Raw genomic sequence first — 16,962 nt, 5'->3', positions numbered from 1 at the left:
AGATTCTCTTGTTTCCCCCCTTCACAAGGGGGGATTAAGGGGGGTAATTCGACTTGTGTTATAGAGCGATCGTACCGGGAATAAGCGATCGCAACTCATATAGTATTTCTCTATCCTTTTCTGCTCAAATTTGTAGTTCACCTTGTCACAAACACAAACTAGCCTATAATCGATAGATTTGGTAATCTGATGTCTGTCTATGCCTGCTAACACTACTGATTTAGAAAAACGCCTATGGGAAGCAGCAGATGAGTTACGCGCTAACTCTAGGCTAAAGTCCAGTGAGTATTCCATCCCGGTACTGGGGTTAATTTTCTTGCGCTACGCTGACTGGAAATTTACCCATGCTGAGGAGGAACTGAAAAATATAGGTAGTAGAAGACGTGGAATTACCAAAGCAGACTACTAAGCAAAGGGTGTCATGTATCTGCCTGATGCTGCCAGATTCTCTACACTGTTGAACTTACCAGGAGGAGCAGATATTGGCAAGGCAATCAATGATGCCATGCGTGCCATTGAAGCTGAGAATGAAGAATTAAAGGATATTCTCCCCAAAACTTACAATCGCCTCGAAAACGATCTGTTATTTGACTTGCTGAAGAATTTTAACAAAGTCGAATTAGGAACAGATTTATCAGGTGATGCTTTCGGGAAGATTTATGAATATTTCCTGGGTAAATTTGCCATGAGTGAGGGACAAAAAGGAGGAGAATTCTTTACTCCTACTTCTGTAGTGAAATTAATTGTCGAAGTGATTGAACCTTATCATGGACGAATTTATGACCCTGCTTGTGGAAGTGGTGGTATGTTTGTTCAAAGTGCATCTTTTGTAGAAAGACACAAGAAGAACCCAAGTACAGAAATTAGTATTTATGGGCAAGAAAAAGTAGGTGAAACTGTCCGCTTATGCAGGATGAACTTGGCAGTACATGGACTTGCAGGAGATATTCGCCAGAGCAATACTTATTATGAAGACATTCACAAGTCAGTAAACAAGTTTGACTTTATGATGGCAAATCCACCTTTTAATGTTGACAAGGTGGACAAAGAAAAAATCAAAGGAGATCCGCGTGTTAACAAGTTTGGAATGCCCAAGGCAGATAATGCTAATTACCTGTGGATTCATTTTTTCTGGAGTGCATTAAATGAAACAGGTAGAGCAGGATTTGTGATGGCGAATTCTGCCAGTGATGCGCGAGGTACAGAGTTAGAAATTCGGCAGAAACTTATCCAATCCCATGCAGTGGATGTGATGATTGCTGTTGGTTCTAATTTTTTCTACACTGTTACTTTACCCTGTACCCTGTGGTTTTTGGATAAGGGGAAAGCAGATACTATCCGCAGAGATAAGGTATTATTTCTAGATGCTAGGCACATTTACCGTCAAATTGACCGCGCCCATCGGGAGTTTAGCGCCGAACAGATTGAATTTTTGGCGAATATTGTCAGGTTGTACAGAAGTGAAGCAGTAGAGACAACCAATGGTAGCCAAGCATTGCTGGCGGAGAAATTCCCTCAAGGGCAATATATTGATGTACCTGGACTTTGTAAGGTAGCAACTTTAGAAGAAATCGCCGCGCAGGGATGGAGTTTAAACCCTGGACGTTATGTGGGTGTTGCGGAACGAGTAGTGGATGATTTTGATTTTGCTGAGAAGTTGGAAGAATTGAATGAGGAATTGGAAGTTTTGAATCTGGAAGCGAGGGAGTTAGAGGAGAGAATTGCTGAGAATGTGGCGAAATTGTTAGAACAAAGTTAGATAAAAATTGAGAACAGGATAAATTATGAACGCCTATAAAACCTACATCACCATTACAGATCCAAAGCGGGTAGTATTATCTGATTTACCATTTCAAGCAGGACAAAGAGTTGAAGTGATTATTTTGACAGAGGATAATCAAAGGGCTACTTTAGCAGCAGAATTAAAAAAGTTATTCAAAGAAATACAAGCGACACACGCAGATCGTCCCTTGACAGAGGAAGAAATAGCAGCAGAAATTGAAGCTTATAGGCAGGGAGAATGAAGGTTATTATTGATACAAATATTGTAGTTTCTGCTGCTATAGCTGATAAAAATCCAGAGGCAGTAATTTTATTTGTGGTTGCTAATTCGGATTTTGAGTGGGTTGTATCGGCAGAGATACTGGCAGAATATAAGGAGGTTTTAAAGCGTCCTCGTTTAAAGTTAACTGAGGCACAACACCAAAGATGGGTTTATCTAATTGATTCTGTGACAACACTAATAGATGTGGATGTGGAGGTTGATTTTCCTAGAGATAGGAAAGATGCAAAGTTTTTAGCTTGTGCTATTGCAGCAGAGGCAGATTTTTTAATTACAGGTGATACTGATTTTAACGAAGCACAAACTTTATTAAATACAACTATTATTTCTCTATTTTTATTTAAAAGGTTAGTTTGTGATGTAAGGGAATAAGCTTCAATCTTGTAGAGCGCGTTATAAACTTTAGTTTATAACGCACCGAAAATTTATGATGGTGTGTTAGCCTTCGGCATAACACACCCTACAAAACTACTTTATTTGCGGGGCAAAATACAATTTTAAATAATATGCAGAACTGGAGAACAGTAAAACTTAAAGAAGTTTGCAGAGAAATAACAGTTGGTCATGTAGGATCAATGGTTAATGAATATGTTGATAAAGGAATACCTTTTTTACGTTCTCAGAATATTCTCTCGTTTAATCTTAATTTAGATTCAATTAAATACATTACCCCTAACTTTCATAAAAAGTTAAAGAAATCAGCTTTATTTCCAGGAGATGTGGCAGTTGTAAGAACAGGTTATCCTGGAACTGCCTGTGTTATACCTAAAACGCTTCCTGTTTCTAATTGTGCTGACTTAGTAATTATTAGACCTTCAAATGAACTTAATGCATATTATCTGACTTGTATATTTAATTCGACATGGGGACAAGGAACAGTAGCAGGAAATTTAGTAGGAGTAGCTCAACAACACTTCAATGTAAGTGCTGCAAAAGAGATGATTATTAATCTTCCTTCTCTACCCACGCAGAAGAAAATCGCTGGCATACTCTCAGCGTATGATGACCTAATAGAAAACAACACAAGACGTATCAAAATATTAGAAGAAATGGCACAAACCCTCTATCATGAGTGGTTTGTCAAATTCCGCTTCCCTGGTCATGAACACACCAAAATGGTTGATTCTGAATTGGGGTTAATCCCTGAAGGGTGGGAAATTATAAATATTGGAAAAATTGCAAAAGTTAAAGGAGGTAAAAGATTACCAAAAGGTAAGACACTTTTAGGTAGAAAGACTGCTCATCCATATATCCGGGTAAAAGATATGAGTGATTCTGGATTAGATACATCAGATATAAAATATCTTGATGAAGAAACTCATCAGTCTATTAAACGGTACATAATTTCTAGTGAAGATATATACATAAGCATAGCTGGAACAATTGGGAGAGTTGGCATTATACCAAAATCTTTATCTTATTCTAATCTCACTGAGAATGCAGCTAAAATTTGCGAAATAAGGGAAATTGATTATCGTTTATTATTAGGTTATTTGCGTACTGAAGCAGGTCAAACACAAATAGCTTCTAAAGTTGTTGGAACTTCTCAACCTAAACTTGCTCTTTTTAGAATTGAAGAAATATTACTTGCCTTGCCACCAATTAGTATTCAACACAAAATTGCTTCTTTCTTTGCCAATACCTACGCACAAATTGATAACTTAAAAGCAAAGAATCAAAATCTAGGCCAAACGCGCGATTTACTCCTCCCCAAACTCATCTCAGGAGAAATCGACGTAGAAGATTTAGAAATCACCACAGAAGACATAGCAGCATAAATAGACAAGTGGAATAATTAAAAATAAAACTTATAACCTACACATGAAACCACTAAAACGAATCACATTTAACCCAGAAATCATGGACTGACAAACGACTACATTGTTTTCACCCATGACTTAGATTTTGGTACACTGCTGGCAATGACTCAAGCTGATGCACCTAGTGTAATTCAAGTGCGATCGCAAATCTTTTGATCTCGATGTCTGAGCGATCGCTTTCAATATTGCGTTAAAAATGGCAACCAAAGGCAATTTAGTATAAGCAACAGATACCTAAAAGTCGTTTTGGGGTACCTAAAAGTCGTTTTGAGGTACTTCAAAGTCGTTTTGGGGTACCTAAAAGTCGTTTTGAGGTACTTCAAAGTCGTTTTGAGGTACCTAAAAGTCGTTTTGAGGTACTTCAAAGTCGTTTTGGGGTACCTAAAAGTCGTTTTGAGGTACTTCAAAGTCGTTTTGAGGTACCTAAAAGTCGTTTTGGAGTACTTCAAAGTTTGTCGCACTGCGATCTATCTGTGTAGATTGGGTTGAAGCTTTGCGACTGTGTATAAGAAAATCACCCCCTCCATCCCAACGCCGAACTTTTGAGTTAAAAATGGAGTAAATCGATACTCCATACCTATGCATCCACCTCACCCAGACTCAGAAGCAGCGCTAGAAAACTCCACCATAGAGCTATTCTCGCAACTACAATGGCAAACAGCCAACTGTTACCATGAAACCTTTGGTACAAACAGCACACTGGGTAGACAAACAAGGGATGAGGTAGTTTTAATTTCCAAACTCCAGTCAGCTTTACAAAACTTAAACCCTGACTTACCCACAGAAGCTATCCAACTGGCGATTGAAGAATTAACTCGTGACAGAAGCACCTTGAGTTTAGCCAATGCGAACGCAGAAATTTATCAACTCCTCAAGGATGGGGTAAAAGTCAGTTTCAAAAATGATGAGGGTGACGATCGAGCAGAAACAGTTAAAGTCATTGACTGGAATCACCCAGAGAATAATAACTTTTTTCTCGCTTCCCAATTCTGGGTGACAGGAGAGATTTACACCAGAAGAACAGATTTAATTGGGTTCGTGAATGGTTTACCTCTAGTATTCATCGAACTCAAAGCACATCACCAACGCTTAGAACTTGCCTATAAAAATAATCTTACAGATTACAAGCAAACTATTCCGCAACTATTCTGGTACAACGCATTTATCATCCTCTCCAATGGCATAAAAAGTCGCATTGCTAGCTTAACTGCCAAATGGGAACATTTCGCTGAGTGGAAGAAGATAAACTCAGAAGGAGAAGAAGGGATAATTTCTCTAGACACAATTATTAGAGGTACTTGTGAACCTACCAAATTACTCGATCTAGTTGAAAATTTTATCTTCTTCTACGCTGCCAAAGGCGCTTTAGTAAAAATCGTTGCTAAAAATCATCAATATTTAGGTGTTAACCAAGCAGTTACCGCAGTTGAGAAAATCAAAACCAATCAAGGAAAATTAGGCGTATTTTGGCATACCCAAGGTAGCGGTAAAAGTTACTCAATGGTTTTCTTCTCCCAAAAAGTGCTGCGTAAACTCTATGGTAACTGGACATTTGTGATTATTACCGACAGAGAAGATTTAGACGAACAAATCTATAAAAACTTTGCCTATGCTGATGCTGTGACAGAAATAGAAAAAAATGTCCGCGCCAAAAATGGAGAACACCTCAAACAACTTTTGCAAGAAGATCATCGCTACATTTTCACGATGATTCAAAAATTCCGCACCGAAAAAGGCGGAACCTATCCCCAACTTTCAGATCGGTCAGATATTATCGTCATTGCCGATGAAGCACACCGCAGTCAGTATGACACATTCGCCCTCAACATGAGGAATGCTTTACCAAATGCAGCATTCATTGGTTTCACTGGTACACCTTTAATGCTAGGAGAACAAGAAACCAAAAAAACCTTTGGTGATTACATCAGCATTTATAACTTCCGCCAATCAATAGAAGATAGCGCCACAGTTCCTCTCTACTACGAAAACCGCATTCCCGAATTGCAACTCACCAATGATGCACTCAATGAAGATATGGCAGAAATCATTGAATCTGCAACAATGGATGAGGAAGAAGAGGATAAATTAGCCAGACAATGTGCCAGAGAATATCAATTAATTACCAGAGATGACCGATTAGAAAAAATCGCTCAAGATATTGTCAGCCATTTACTAGGTAGAGGATACCAGGGTAAAGCAATGATTGTCAGCATTGACAGATTTACTACTGTCAAAATGTACAACAAAGTTCAGCACCACTGGCAACAACACCTGCAACAATTAAAAAATCAACTTGCTGAATCTAATTTGAGCGAATTTGAACGCAAAAAATTATCAGTCACTATTAAATATATGTCAGAAACAGATATGGCAGTAGTCATATCTCAATCTCAAAATGAAGTAGAAGCATTTCAGAAAAAAGAATTAGCCCTTCGGCTCCGCTCAGGGCTAACGGTGAGCGAAGCCGAACCGTTAGACATTACGCCTCACCGTCAGAGGTTAGTGAGTGAATCTCCTGCACTGGATGAAAAATTCAAAGATGCATCTCATCCCCTACGGATCGTATTTGTCTGCGCTATGTGGATGACTGGATTTGATGTTCCCAGTTGTTCCACCATTTACTTAGACAAACCGATGAAGAACCATACTCTGATGCAAACCATCGCCAGAGCAAATCGTGTCTTCCCAGGTAAAGTCAATGGTTTAATTGTTGATTACATTGGTGTCTTCCGCGATTTACAGAAAGCACTAACTATTTATGGTTCTGCATCTGGTGGTGGTGTTGAAGAAGGAGATACTCCAGTTAAAGCGAAAACTGCTTTAGTGGCACAATTGAGAGAAGCGATCGCCCAAACCACAATATTCTGTACCCAAAAAGGCATTGATTTTGCTGTCTTGGAGTCAGCACAAGGTTTTGCACGCACCAAATTTTGGGCAGATGCAGTGGAATGCATCATTATTAATGATGATGCTAAAAAAACTTATCTCTCCCTAGCAGGTAACGTTAACAAACTCTACAAAGCGATTCTCCCAGATCCTACTGCTAATGAATTTACCACTATTAATACTCACTTGCAGACAATCAAAGACCAAATTCTCGCGGAAGTACCAGAGGTGGATGTCTCCGAAGTGATAGAACAAGTGGAGGAACTGTTGGATCTGTCCATCACTGCTGGAGAGTTTGTTATTCAGGAATCCCACTCTCAACGCATCGACTTAAGCCAAATCGACTTTGAAGCGTTAAAAAATAAATTTACAAGTACTGACTACCAGAGAACAGAGACAGAAAAACTCAAAACTGCGATCGCCCAAAAACTCCAGCAAATGGTGAGGTTAAATAAAACTCGCATCGACTACCTGGAGAAATTCCAGCAGATGATAGCAGAGTACAATGCTGACTCATGCAACGTGCAGATATTCTTCAATGATTTGATTAACTTTGCTCAGGAATTGGGTGTTGAAGATAAAAGAGCGATCGCCAAAAATCTCACTGAAGAAGAACTAGCAATTTTTGATTTACTGACTAAACCAGAAATTCAACTGACTAAGCAAGAGGAACAGGAAGTTAAACAAGTTGCCAGAGAATTGCTGAAAAGTCTCAAACACGAGAGGTTAGTTTTGGATTGGAAGAAGAAACAGCAAACCAGAGCATCGGTGGAAGTGGCAATTAAGGATAATTTGGATAAGTTACCTCAGAGTTATTCTACTGAACTGTATGAACAGAAATGTCAGGAAGTTTATCAACACATTTATGAGAACTACTCTGGACAAAGGAGTATCTATGATGCTGGTTGAATACTGCAAAAGTTACTTTTATCAGATCCCGTATTTTCTGATACAACACAATTGCTTTGTAAGCGATCGCCTATATTTACCCAAAATTAGCTCAAAAATATTGAAAGGCTCTGGAAACAAGCCCTACAACAACCATTAAAAAAGGGCTATGAATTTATCTGTGGTAACTATTCTATTGCAGATGTTGCAACTTATCCGTGGGTAGCGATTTATGAATTTCTTGGTTTAACACTCGACAATTACCCAAATCTTAAACGCTGGGTGGAGATAGTGCAGCAACGTCCGGCTGTGCAACGCGGAATGCAAGTTCCTTAAATACAAGACCAGGGATAAGTCAACAAGGGTGATGATAAATTATTAAATAATTCAACCTGTTCTCATTCCCAAGCGTACTCATACTGCGAAGAAATAAATTGAACGGGTTTTTAGGCGATCGCATTATGATTACCAGTCCAAGAACAGTATTATCCAAGGCTTGATGCAATCAGGTGGCATTGAGACGAATTTGTGAAACGAGCAGCGTAATTGTTAAAAATAGGTAAAGATTACTAGGGCGTGCATATTAAATTTATGTTCTAAAGTTAGAAATAGGTTGATAAAATGCGCCTCTTAATTAAACCAAATCGGCAAACAAGGAATGTTGAAAATTTTAGTGACGGGTGCGACTGGGAATATTGGCTGTGAGGTTATTCGCTTGCTACTATCCCACGATTGTCATGTCTGTGCCGCACTCAGAAATCCCGACAAAGCTCAACAAATATTAGGCAGCAACATTCATTGTGTCTGGTTCGATTTTATTAACCCCGACACGTGGGCAAGCGCTTTTGAAGGAGTCAACAAACTTTTTTTAGTACGTCCGCCTGCATTTGCCAATGTGAAGAGGCAATTTGCCCCAGTCCTAAATGCTGCAAAACTTGCAGGCGTTGAACATATCGTGTTTGTTTCAATACTAGGAGCCGAACACAACCGTTTTCTGCCACACTCCCAAATTGAACGCTATATCAACCAATTAGGTATTAAAGCTACCTTTTTACGCCCCAGCTTTTTTATGCAAAATCTTAATACCATACACAGAGAAGACATCAAAGTTCGTGGTGAATTGCTTCTGCCATCTGGTAATGGTAAAACCAGTTTTATTGATGTGCGCGATCTTGCTGCCGTTGCGGTACGTGCTTTGGTTGAAGATGGGCATTTGGGAAAAGCTTATGCGCTCACGGGTAGGGAAGCCTTGACTTACTATGAAGTAGCAGAAATTTTTACAGAAGTTTTGGGCAAACCAATTCGCTATACTCATCCCTCATTGCTGAAGTTTATTTGGCAAATGCGCGATCGCGGGCTGTCGTTGGACTTCATTTTGGTAATGGCAGCAATTTATACAACCGCTCGTTTAGGATTGGCAGGTGGCATTATACCAGATGTAGAGCAATTACTCGGTCGTCCGCCACTGACGATGCGGCAATATGTTGAGGATTATCGAAAGTTTTGGTTGTGAGAATATAGAGCGATCGCTCTTTATCGGCATCACTTTTTACCAATCAAATCCCGCTTCACAGCAAGAGTATATCACCCGCCGCAAATACTTCACTCGTTCTTCATTACTTTTTAAGAGATATCTAAACTCTCGAAGCGCGATCGCTCTTGACTGCTTCTTGGCAAGTAACGTTACTGCAATTAAACACTTTTAGTGTAAGAGGATGTTTGAAAAGTTTTCTTCTCGGTAACAAAACGTTCTAGATCCCCCTAAATCCCCCGATAAATTGGGGGACTTTGATTCCGGTTCCCCCCTTTTTAAGGGGGGCTAGGGGGGATCAGTTAGTGCCTAAAATCACAGACAACCACTTTTTAAACAACCTCTAAGTATACTGCACAAACAGTATCTTATCGCTGCTTTTCTTATCTGAAGGATCTCTTTTAAATTTCTTTTATAAATAGCTTCTCAGTAATGGGAATATAAATTATAAATTCTGTTCCTTTTCCTAAAACAGAATTAACTTCAATTCTACCCCTATGTATTTCTTCCACAATTTGCTGTGCGATCGCTAGTCCTAGTCCTGTGCCTTTTCCCACTTCTTTCGTAGTAAATAAATGGTCAAATATGCGTGCTTTTACATCTTCGTTTATTCCTGTGCCATTATCAGCAATTGATATTTTTAAGGTATGATTTTCAATGATAGCTCTAACTATAATTTGATGTGGATTTAGCTTAAAATGTTCAAAGCTCCGCCCTCTACTCGACTCATCTAAAGCATCAATAGCATTAGCTAAAATATTCATAAATACCTGATTTAATTGTCCAGGAAAACACTCGATTGGCTGTAAATTTTCGTATTCAGTTACAACTATAATTTCTGGACGTTGGTCATTCGCTTTCAGGCGATGTTTGAGAATTAAAATTGTACTATCAATGCCTTCATTGATGTTAAATGGCACTTTATAATCTTTATCGCCCCGGGAGAAAGTTCTTAAGCTGGTGCTGATATTTTTTAATCGCTCAGAAGCTATAACCATTGCGTCAACCATGTTTGGTATGTCTTCTAAGTTATAGTCTAAGTCAATTTCTTCAGCATGTTCGAGAATTTCTACTTCCGGATTCGGTAAAGCTTTTTGATATAATTTTAGGTGTTCAGTGATATCAGCCAAGATAGGTTTAGCTTGTTGGAGGCTAGTCGAAATGAAGCCGAGGGGATTGTTCATTTCGTGAGCTACTCCAGCAACTAAGTTACCTAGTGCAGACATTTTTTCATGTTGGATCATTTGCAGTTGGGCTTGTTGCAGTTTTTGCAGAGCATTTTCCAGTTCTTGAGATTTTTGCTTAATGGCAGCTTCAGCACGTTTGCGATCGCTAATATCAATTAGAATTCCATCCCATACCATTTCACCATCCTCGCCGCGTTCTGGTTGAGAAGCAGCTTTTACCCACTTGATATTCCCATTGGGTGTAACAATGCGCCACTCATGCTGAAATGGGGTAAGATTTTGTGCTGACTCAACAACTGCCTGAAAGGCCTCTGCTCCATCGTCGGGATGTTCAAAATCACGCATGCTACATTTCCCTGACAGGAAATCTTCTGCTGGAACTTCGTAAAGAGGTTGACACCCAGAACTGACGTAGGGTACTGAAGCTGAACCATCGGCTTTAATTCGGATCTGATAAATCATGCCAGGAATATTATCTGCTAGTTTCTGAAAGCGGGCTTCACTAAGCCGTAATTTTTCTAGAGATTGTTCTAACTTTTGAGTATAAATTTGTGCATCTTGATAAAGACGGGCGTTTTCTAGAGAAATAGCCGCTTGGGTACAAAGAAAGTTGAGAATGAGGATGCGATCGCTTGTAAACACACTACTAGTAGAACGATTCTTTAAATACAAAATTCCAATTAAGCGTCCTTGATTGAGAATTGGCAAGCACAACAAACTTTTTGGTTGTCGTTGACTTAAATACTCATCAATTACAGGTAAATTGGTTTTGAGTTCGTCAATCATCACAATTTCTTCGGTGTTTTTGACGTACTGGATCAACTTAATTGGTAAGTTAGGGTTGCCCTCTAAAGGTTCGGCACAAAGTTCTGTGTTTTCGGGTGTAGCAATGGCTCTTACCAACCATTTTCCTTGAGTATTAGGTAGGATTAAAGCACAACGTTCGCCCCCAGAATGTTGCAGAATAATTTGTGTTAATCTGTGCAGTAGTTCGTCCAGTTGAATCGTGCCGGAAATGGCTTGAGAGGCTTTGAGGATAGCAGCAAAATCAAAGCTACTAATGTCAGTGCTAGAAGAACGACCCAAATGAGTGGAATTATGAACCGAGAGCGGGCGACTAACGCTGCTCGATATCGTTTCCAGCATTTGCAGTGATTGTACTCTCTGCTGGAGAATAACGCGTAGTAAATCGGGATAGCGGTTTTCCAAATCCTCGGTTTTGGCTTTTGCGCCCCAACGAGCGTAACAGTAGTACGCCTCCTGCATATAGCCTGCTGCCACCTTCTGTTTGCCCCAACTTAGATAAAATTTAGCGGCCAGTTCATTGCTGAGTGCTTCATCTTGCAGATAACCATGTGTTTTGGCTTGGGCAATAGCTAAATCGTAATGTTCCATCGCCTCAGTAAATTGACCAAGCACTCGATAGCGTTCTGCTGCTACAAGTTGCCAACGATGTTGATGATTGAATGGAGCATGAGTAGCCCAAATTTGTAGTTTTTCTTGATGGGTATTGATTCGCTTTAAAATGGCTGATTGTTCTTGGGCATTTACATCGGTGTAGCGTGCTAGATGAATTAAAGCATCATAAAAAACTCGGACAACTACGACGAAATAGCCAGTTACAGCATTACTATACTGTTCTGCTAAGGCTGCTTGTTGTGAGGCTGCTTCGTATTCTCCGAACAAATAACAGAGAACAGCTTGATTGAGATGAAGATAGAATAACCCCGTGCGATTGCTGGCAGCTTGGAAGCTGGGTAAGATTTGGGCGGCATTGAAGATTTTCCCCTGTAAACAATAGGGAACTTCCGCTTGTCCTAATAAATTGAGAATCGCTTGCTGGTAGCATTCATAATATTTTATCGTTGCTTCTTGTTTGACCTGGCTGATAACTTGCTGATGAATTTCCATTTCCTGTGCCAAATCATTTAATTCTCGACCACTCCAATAGCTACACTGACTATATGACACTAAGTTCAACGCTACGCATACCCAATCTCCGGTTTCTAAACCGCTCTGATAAGCTTCTAGTAAACATGGGATACTGTGATTTAATGGTTCTTTCCAGTGGCGAATAAAGCTGTTGACAATAAAGTAAGCTCTGCTTTTAAAAGCGTTAATCTGGTGTTGTTCTAATAACTTTAATGAAAGTTGTCCAAACTCATACCCAGCATCAATATCTCCGATAAAACCACAAAGAGTCACTCCATAGTCTGCATAGGAAAAAATGGCAATAGATGAATTGCCAAACTGGATAGCCATCTCCACTTGCTTGGATGTGAGTAGTGGTAATAGTGTCGGTTTAGCAATGTATGCAGAGGAAACCAGTGTAGTCATTATTTGCATGGCTGCAAGTTGATGCGGATCGCTCATTGCAGGCAAATCCAGCAAACTTAAGGGTGCGCGCCCCATCCATAGTTGCCTTGTCTGTTGGACTGCTGCGCTAATATCTGCCATCATTGGCTGTTCGGGAAATTCCACACCGAGTAATTTCAACACTTGCAACCCAGTATCAATTACTTTGGCAAATTGACCTTGAGACCGGAATGCCGTCATTCGGGTTTCATAGACTTTGATAGTATCAAGCAAAGAACTAGCAGATTGCAATACAACGTCACCCCATCCTGCCAGCTTGTCAAAGTCTGTATTGAGGCAGGCAGCTTCTAAACGCTCATTATGCAGATTCAGGGTTAATCTGTAATGTTCTGCCCAGGTATCAAAGGGCAGTAAGTCAATACCTTGGGTACAATATTTGACAGCAGCATTATAGGCGATCGCTGCTTTGGCTTTGCACCCCGCTAGCAAATTCAGTTGTGCCAACTCTAGTTTTTTGTCAAGCTGAGTTATCAAATCAATGCCTATATTCAAGTGATTGACAATTTCAAAGATATTGTCTAGTTGAGTTGCAGGCGTGTTAGCGTGCAATAATTGACCGATCGCCAAATGAGTAGCTTGTTTTTGGTCTTCGGGAATTAAATAATAAGCAGCTTGTTGGACGCGATCGTGCAGAAAGCGATAAGCAATTTTTTCGATATTGTTAGTATTAGCTTCTTGCTCATGGCTGAGATAAAACTTATAAACTTGACTTTGCGGTAAAATCAATCCTTCCTGTAAAGCCTTCCACAAAGCATCTGCCACTTTCTGTGGCGACTGTTGTGAAACAATTGCCAAAGTAGTTAAATCAAAAGAGTTACCAATACAAGCAGCTAACTTCAGGATATTTTGCGTTTGCCCTGGCAATTTTTGTAACTGAGTAGCCATAAATTCCACCACATCATCAGTCACACATAGCGCATTGACTTGAGCAAAATCGCATTCCCAGTAACCTTGCTCGCGATCGAATTTGATTTGTTTATCTTCGTATAAAGCCTTGAGAAACTGCGTGGTAAAAAAGGGATTGCCTTTAGTTTTGCGATTGATTAATTCTGTTAGAGGGCGCGATATCTGTGTCGTACAATGTAAAGTATCAGCCACTAACTGATTGGTATCATTAAAGTCAAGGGGGGCAAGAGTAATAGTATTAATAGTCTTACCAGTTTTCTTGAGTTCTTCCATCTTCAACATAAATGGATGTACGGCTGACACTTCATTATCTCGATAAGCACCTAACAAAAGTAGATATTTTTGATTCTCCGTCAGCAGTTTAATTAACTGGAGAGATGCCAAATCTGCCCACTGTAGATCATCCAGAAACATCACTAATGGATGTTCCCTTGTGGTGAAGACAGCAATAAACTTTTGAAAGAGTAAATTAAACCGATTTTGTACCGCCGTTCCCGATAGTTCTGGTGCAAGTGGTTGTTTACCAATTACCTGTTCTAATTCTGGAATTACTTCAATCAAAACTTGCCCGTTCTCTGCAAGAACTTGAAGAATTTGATTGCGCCAGTGTACCAATTGTGCATCTGATTCTGACAACAATTGCGCCATTAAGTCGCGTAAAGCTTGCACAAAGGCGGATAAGGGAATATTACGATTGAATTGGTCAAACTTACCTTTGATGAAATAACCCTGCTGACGGGTAATTGGTTTGTGGACTTCATTCACGACAGCAGTTTTCCCAATCCCCGAAAACCCCGCTACTAGCACGATTTCTGATGTGCCGTGAGCCACACGCTCAAATGCTTGTAATAAGCTTGCTACTTCTGCTTCTCTGCTATATAACTTTTCCGGGATCAGGAAGCGATCGCAGACATCCCACTGACCGATTTCAAAATCTCTAATTTTTCCTGTATCTTGGATTTGGGCTAAACAAAGTTCTAAATCATGCTTTAATCCCAAGGCACTTTGATATCTATCTTCGGCGTTTTTTGCCATTAACTTCATGACAATATTCCATAAAACCTTTGGTATTTCTTTGCTTCTGCCTTCTAGCTGCGATGGCATTTTTGCTAGATGACAATGTACCAATTCCATCGGGTCATCACAATTAAATGGTAACTTTCCAGTTAATATTTCATAGAATGTTACACCCAGAGAATAATAATCGCTGCGGTAGTCGATACCACGGTTCATTCTGCCTGTTTGTTCTGGGGAAATATAGGCGAGAGTTCCTTCTAAAACATTTGGATTTTTAATTTCTTGGGTTTCTTTAGGTAATAATGAAGCAATACTAAAGTCAATGAGTTGAATTTGTCTTGTATGAGGAGAAATCAGAATATTTGCTGGTTTAATATCTTTATGAATAATGCGACTTTCGTGTAACTCGGAGATAATACGGACTAGTTGAATAGCAATATTTAAAACTTCTATTAAGGATAAACTTGAGTTTTTAATGTATTCTCTTAAAGAAATTTCTCCAATATCTGCCATCACCAAAATATAACTATTGCCATAGGTTTCTAGCGATAAGGGATGAATAATTCCAGCAATGTTGAGATTTCTACTGATTGTGTACTGATGGCGAAATTGTAGTAATTCGTTAAAACTGGGATACTCTAAGGTCAAAAGTTTAATAACGACTGGAAGTTGGTCTGATTGGCGGATAGCTCGATACACGTTGGTTCTAGAGCCAGCATACAGTTGAGAGTTAATTTGATATCCTGGAATGATGGGGATAGAGTTCATAGTCGTTATCTATACATACCTTATGACAGGATTTTGTTTTCCTTACTGACATTAGTATTCCCATCAACTTGATGTTGTATAACGCTATCGAGAGGAATTGATGGTTATTTTCGGGAAAACCAATACTTTTTGGTCAGAAGCAAATCATAGCCGCAATGAATTAACTTAAATTATTCAGCGAGGTGGAAAGTGAAAAAGGAGTACGATTCTCCCTATCAGTAATTCATGCGCTCGACGACAGTGGGCGTTTACACCGAGAGCAAAGACGCAAAATAGTCCCTCATAACAATTCGCTGCTTTTCCCAATTCGCAATGCCAGAAATTTATACCAAGTTGAAGTCAAAGATATTAACTTCGCTACAGCAGTAGCCGTGCATTGTTAATTTTCGTATGCTGCTTGATTGTTATTCATTTTCCCCTTTCCTAACTAGGGGTAGTAATGCTAGATTTTCTGCAATACTTCAGGGTAATTTATGAACAAAGGCGAACTAGTGGATGCTGTAGCAGCAAAGACCAACATCACAAAAAAGCAAGCTGATGAAGTAATCAGTGCTTTTTTGTCAGCTGTTACCGAGGCTGTAGCTAATGGTGAAAAAGTAACGCTCATAGGGTTTGGTTCATTCGAGCGACGCGTTCACGAAGTGTGCCGAAGGTATCGCTCAGAACGCGAAGGGCGTAATCTCAAAACGTGAACGACACAGACGAGGTGGGGGTTATGTGAATGGAAAAGACAGTTATCGCACTCTGGAAGTTTCGGCATAGTACTATAGCAATCTGATTTGATTTCTGAATTAATCGTAGGGACTAGGGACTAGGGACTGGGGACTGGGGACTGGGAAGAAGGAATAAAGCTGTACTGAGTTTTTTTCAAAAATCAAATATGAGTTTTATAGTTTATCCACTATAGTTAGGGTTGCCTACCGTAAATGCTTGTCTACGCACTTCCAATGTTTCTTTTCTATGAGACATGAGCGCTTGATTTTTTAAGGATGGTCGGATTATCTAACCCTCAATCATGTTGACTTTGGAACAAGCTCTCCAGAAGTGTAATTTTGACTAGAAAATAATTTTTTATCAGATGCTAGGGATTTATGAACAAAAATAAAACTGCTGGATATCTTCTTATATCTGTTGGCGCGATTGGCATATTTAGCCTCGTTATATTAAGCATCTTTGGTATACAGATTCTACTTTTCTCGTGTTCGTGGAGTACAACTCAAGGAAATTGCTTTCTCCCAATAGCGATTTTATTAGTTATTACTTCTGTCCTTAGTATTGTATTCATAATGATATTTAAACGTGGGCTAAAAAATTTGAAATCTAGAAAAACCTCTTTTGAGAAAGACAGCTAATCTTCAATACTTTCTAATTGTTTAGAGAGTAAGAATTGCTTGATTGTAGTTCTTCAAGACAACCAGTGATTTATAGCGCCAGCCAAGATGAAGCATGGGGTTTATATTGATTTTCTCTAAGCTCGACTTTATCCATTTTTAATTCAATCAAGCAGCGTAAACAGCAATA

9 protein-coding genes and 2 pseudogenes are annotated in these 16,962 nt (G+C 39.4%); 10 read left to right on the top strand and 1 reads right to left on the bottom strand.

Annotated features, from left to right (window positions below):
- Positions 1–199: 199 nt before the first annotated feature.
- From RMY64_RS36780 to RMY64_RS09735, 9 genes and pseudogenes are all read left to right on the top strand, one after another.
- A pseudogene (locus tag RMY64_RS36780) lies at positions 200–595 on the top strand (type I restriction-modification system subunit M N-terminal domain-containing protein); the annotation flags it as partial.
- A complete protein-coding gene (locus tag RMY64_RS09770; protein ID WP_416212137.1) occupies positions 593–1,759 on the top strand; it encodes an HsdM family class I SAM-dependent methyltransferase in 1,167 nt (388 codons plus the stop codon). The pseudogene RMY64_RS36780 and the gene RMY64_RS09770, both read left to right, overlap by 3 nt.
- 25 nt (positions 1,760–1,784) lie before the next feature.
- A complete protein-coding gene (locus RMY64_RS09765; protein WP_322699900.1) occupies positions 1,785–2,024 on the top strand; it encodes a hypothetical protein in 240 nt (79 codons plus the stop codon).
- Entirely contained in the window at positions 2,021–2,434 is a 414-nt protein-coding gene (locus tag RMY64_RS09760; protein WP_322699899.1) for a putative toxin-antitoxin system toxin component, PIN family, read from the top strand. Before RMY64_RS09765 ends, RMY64_RS09760 begins: the two co-directional genes overlap by 4 nt.
- A 134-nt stretch (positions 2,435–2,568) precedes the next feature.
- Positions 2,569–3,840, top strand: coding sequence for a restriction endonuclease subunit S (locus RMY64_RS09755; protein ID WP_322699898.1), 1,272 nt, complete (start codon positions 2,569–2,571; stop codon positions 3,838–3,840).
- 621 nt (positions 3,841–4,461) lie between these two features.
- On the top strand, positions 4,462–7,677 hold the full coding sequence (locus RMY64_RS09750) for a type I restriction endonuclease subunit R (protein ID WP_322699897.1): 3,216 nt from the start codon (positions 4,462–4,464) through the stop codon (positions 7,675–7,677).
- Between the two features lie 99 nt (positions 7,678–7,776).
- Positions 7,777–7,992, top strand: a complete 216-nt coding sequence (locus RMY64_RS09745) for a glutathione binding-like protein (protein ID WP_322699960.1) — start codon at positions 7,777–7,779, stop codon at positions 7,990–7,992.
- A gap of 322 nt (positions 7,993–8,314) precedes the next feature.
- Positions 8,315–9,169 carry an SDR family oxidoreductase gene (locus RMY64_RS09740; protein ID WP_322699896.1) on the top strand — a complete coding sequence of 285 codons (855 nt, stop codon included), beginning with the start codon at positions 8,315–8,317 and terminating at the stop codon, positions 9,167–9,169.
- Positions 9,138–9,362 (top strand): hypothetical protein, encoded by a 225-nt coding sequence (locus RMY64_RS09735; RefSeq protein ID WP_322672995.1) that lies wholly within the window; start codon positions 9,138–9,140, stop codon positions 9,360–9,362. The genes RMY64_RS09740 and RMY64_RS09735 overlap by 32 nt, the downstream gene beginning before the upstream one ends.
- Positions 9,363–9,588: 226 nt before the next feature.
- On the opposite strand, the gene RMY64_RS09730 is transcribed toward RMY64_RS09735, so the two are convergent.
- Positions 9,589–15,441 carry an AAA family ATPase gene (locus RMY64_RS09730; RefSeq protein WP_322699895.1) on the bottom strand — a complete coding sequence of 1,951 codons (5,853 nt, stop codon included), beginning with the start codon at positions 15,439–15,441 and terminating at the stop codon, positions 9,589–9,591.
- A 473-nt stretch (positions 15,442–15,914) separates the two neighbouring features.
- Here RMY64_RS09730 and RMY64_RS09725 point away from each other — a divergent pair.
- Positions 15,915–16,130, top strand: a pseudogene (locus RMY64_RS09725) (HU family DNA-binding protein); the annotation flags it as partial.
- Between the last annotated feature and the right edge of the window lie 832 nt (positions 16,131–16,962).

The sequence above is a fragment of the Nostoc sp. DedQUE08 genome (assembly GCF_034530895.1).
Taxonomy (GTDB): domain Bacteria; phylum Cyanobacteriota; class Cyanobacteriia; order Cyanobacteriales; family Nostocaceae; genus Nostoc.
Note: the sequence above shows the minus strand (reverse complement) of the source record. Positions and strands in the feature narration are given on the sequence as shown.

Bases quoted from the DNA above. Each gene is read 5' to 3' on its own strand.
- RMY64_RS09735 (WP_322672995.1), top strand. From the start codon at position 9,138: ATGTTGAGGATTATCGAAAGTTTTGGTTGTGAGAATATAGAGCGATCG.
- RMY64_RS09755 (WP_322699898.1), top strand. From the start codon at position 2,569: ATGCAGAACTGGAGAACAGTAAAACTTAAAGAAGTTTGCAGAGAAATA.
- RMY64_RS09760 (WP_322699899.1), top strand. From the start codon at position 2,021: ATGAAGGTTATTATTGATACAAATATTGTAGTTTCTGCTGCTATAGCT.
- RMY64_RS09765 (WP_322699900.1), top strand. From the start codon at position 1,785: ATGAACGCCTATAAAACCTACATCACCATTACAGATCCAAAGCGGGTA.
- RMY64_RS09750 (WP_322699897.1), top strand. From the start codon at position 4,462: ATGCATCCACCTCACCCAGACTCAGAAGCAGCGCTAGAAAACTCCACC.
- RMY64_RS09730 (WP_322699895.1), bottom strand. From the start codon at position 15,441: ATGAACTCTATCCCCATCATTCCAGGATATCAAATTAACTCTCAACTG.
- RMY64_RS09740 (WP_322699896.1), top strand. From the start codon at position 8,315: ATGTTGAAAATTTTAGTGACGGGTGCGACTGGGAATATTGGCTGTGAG.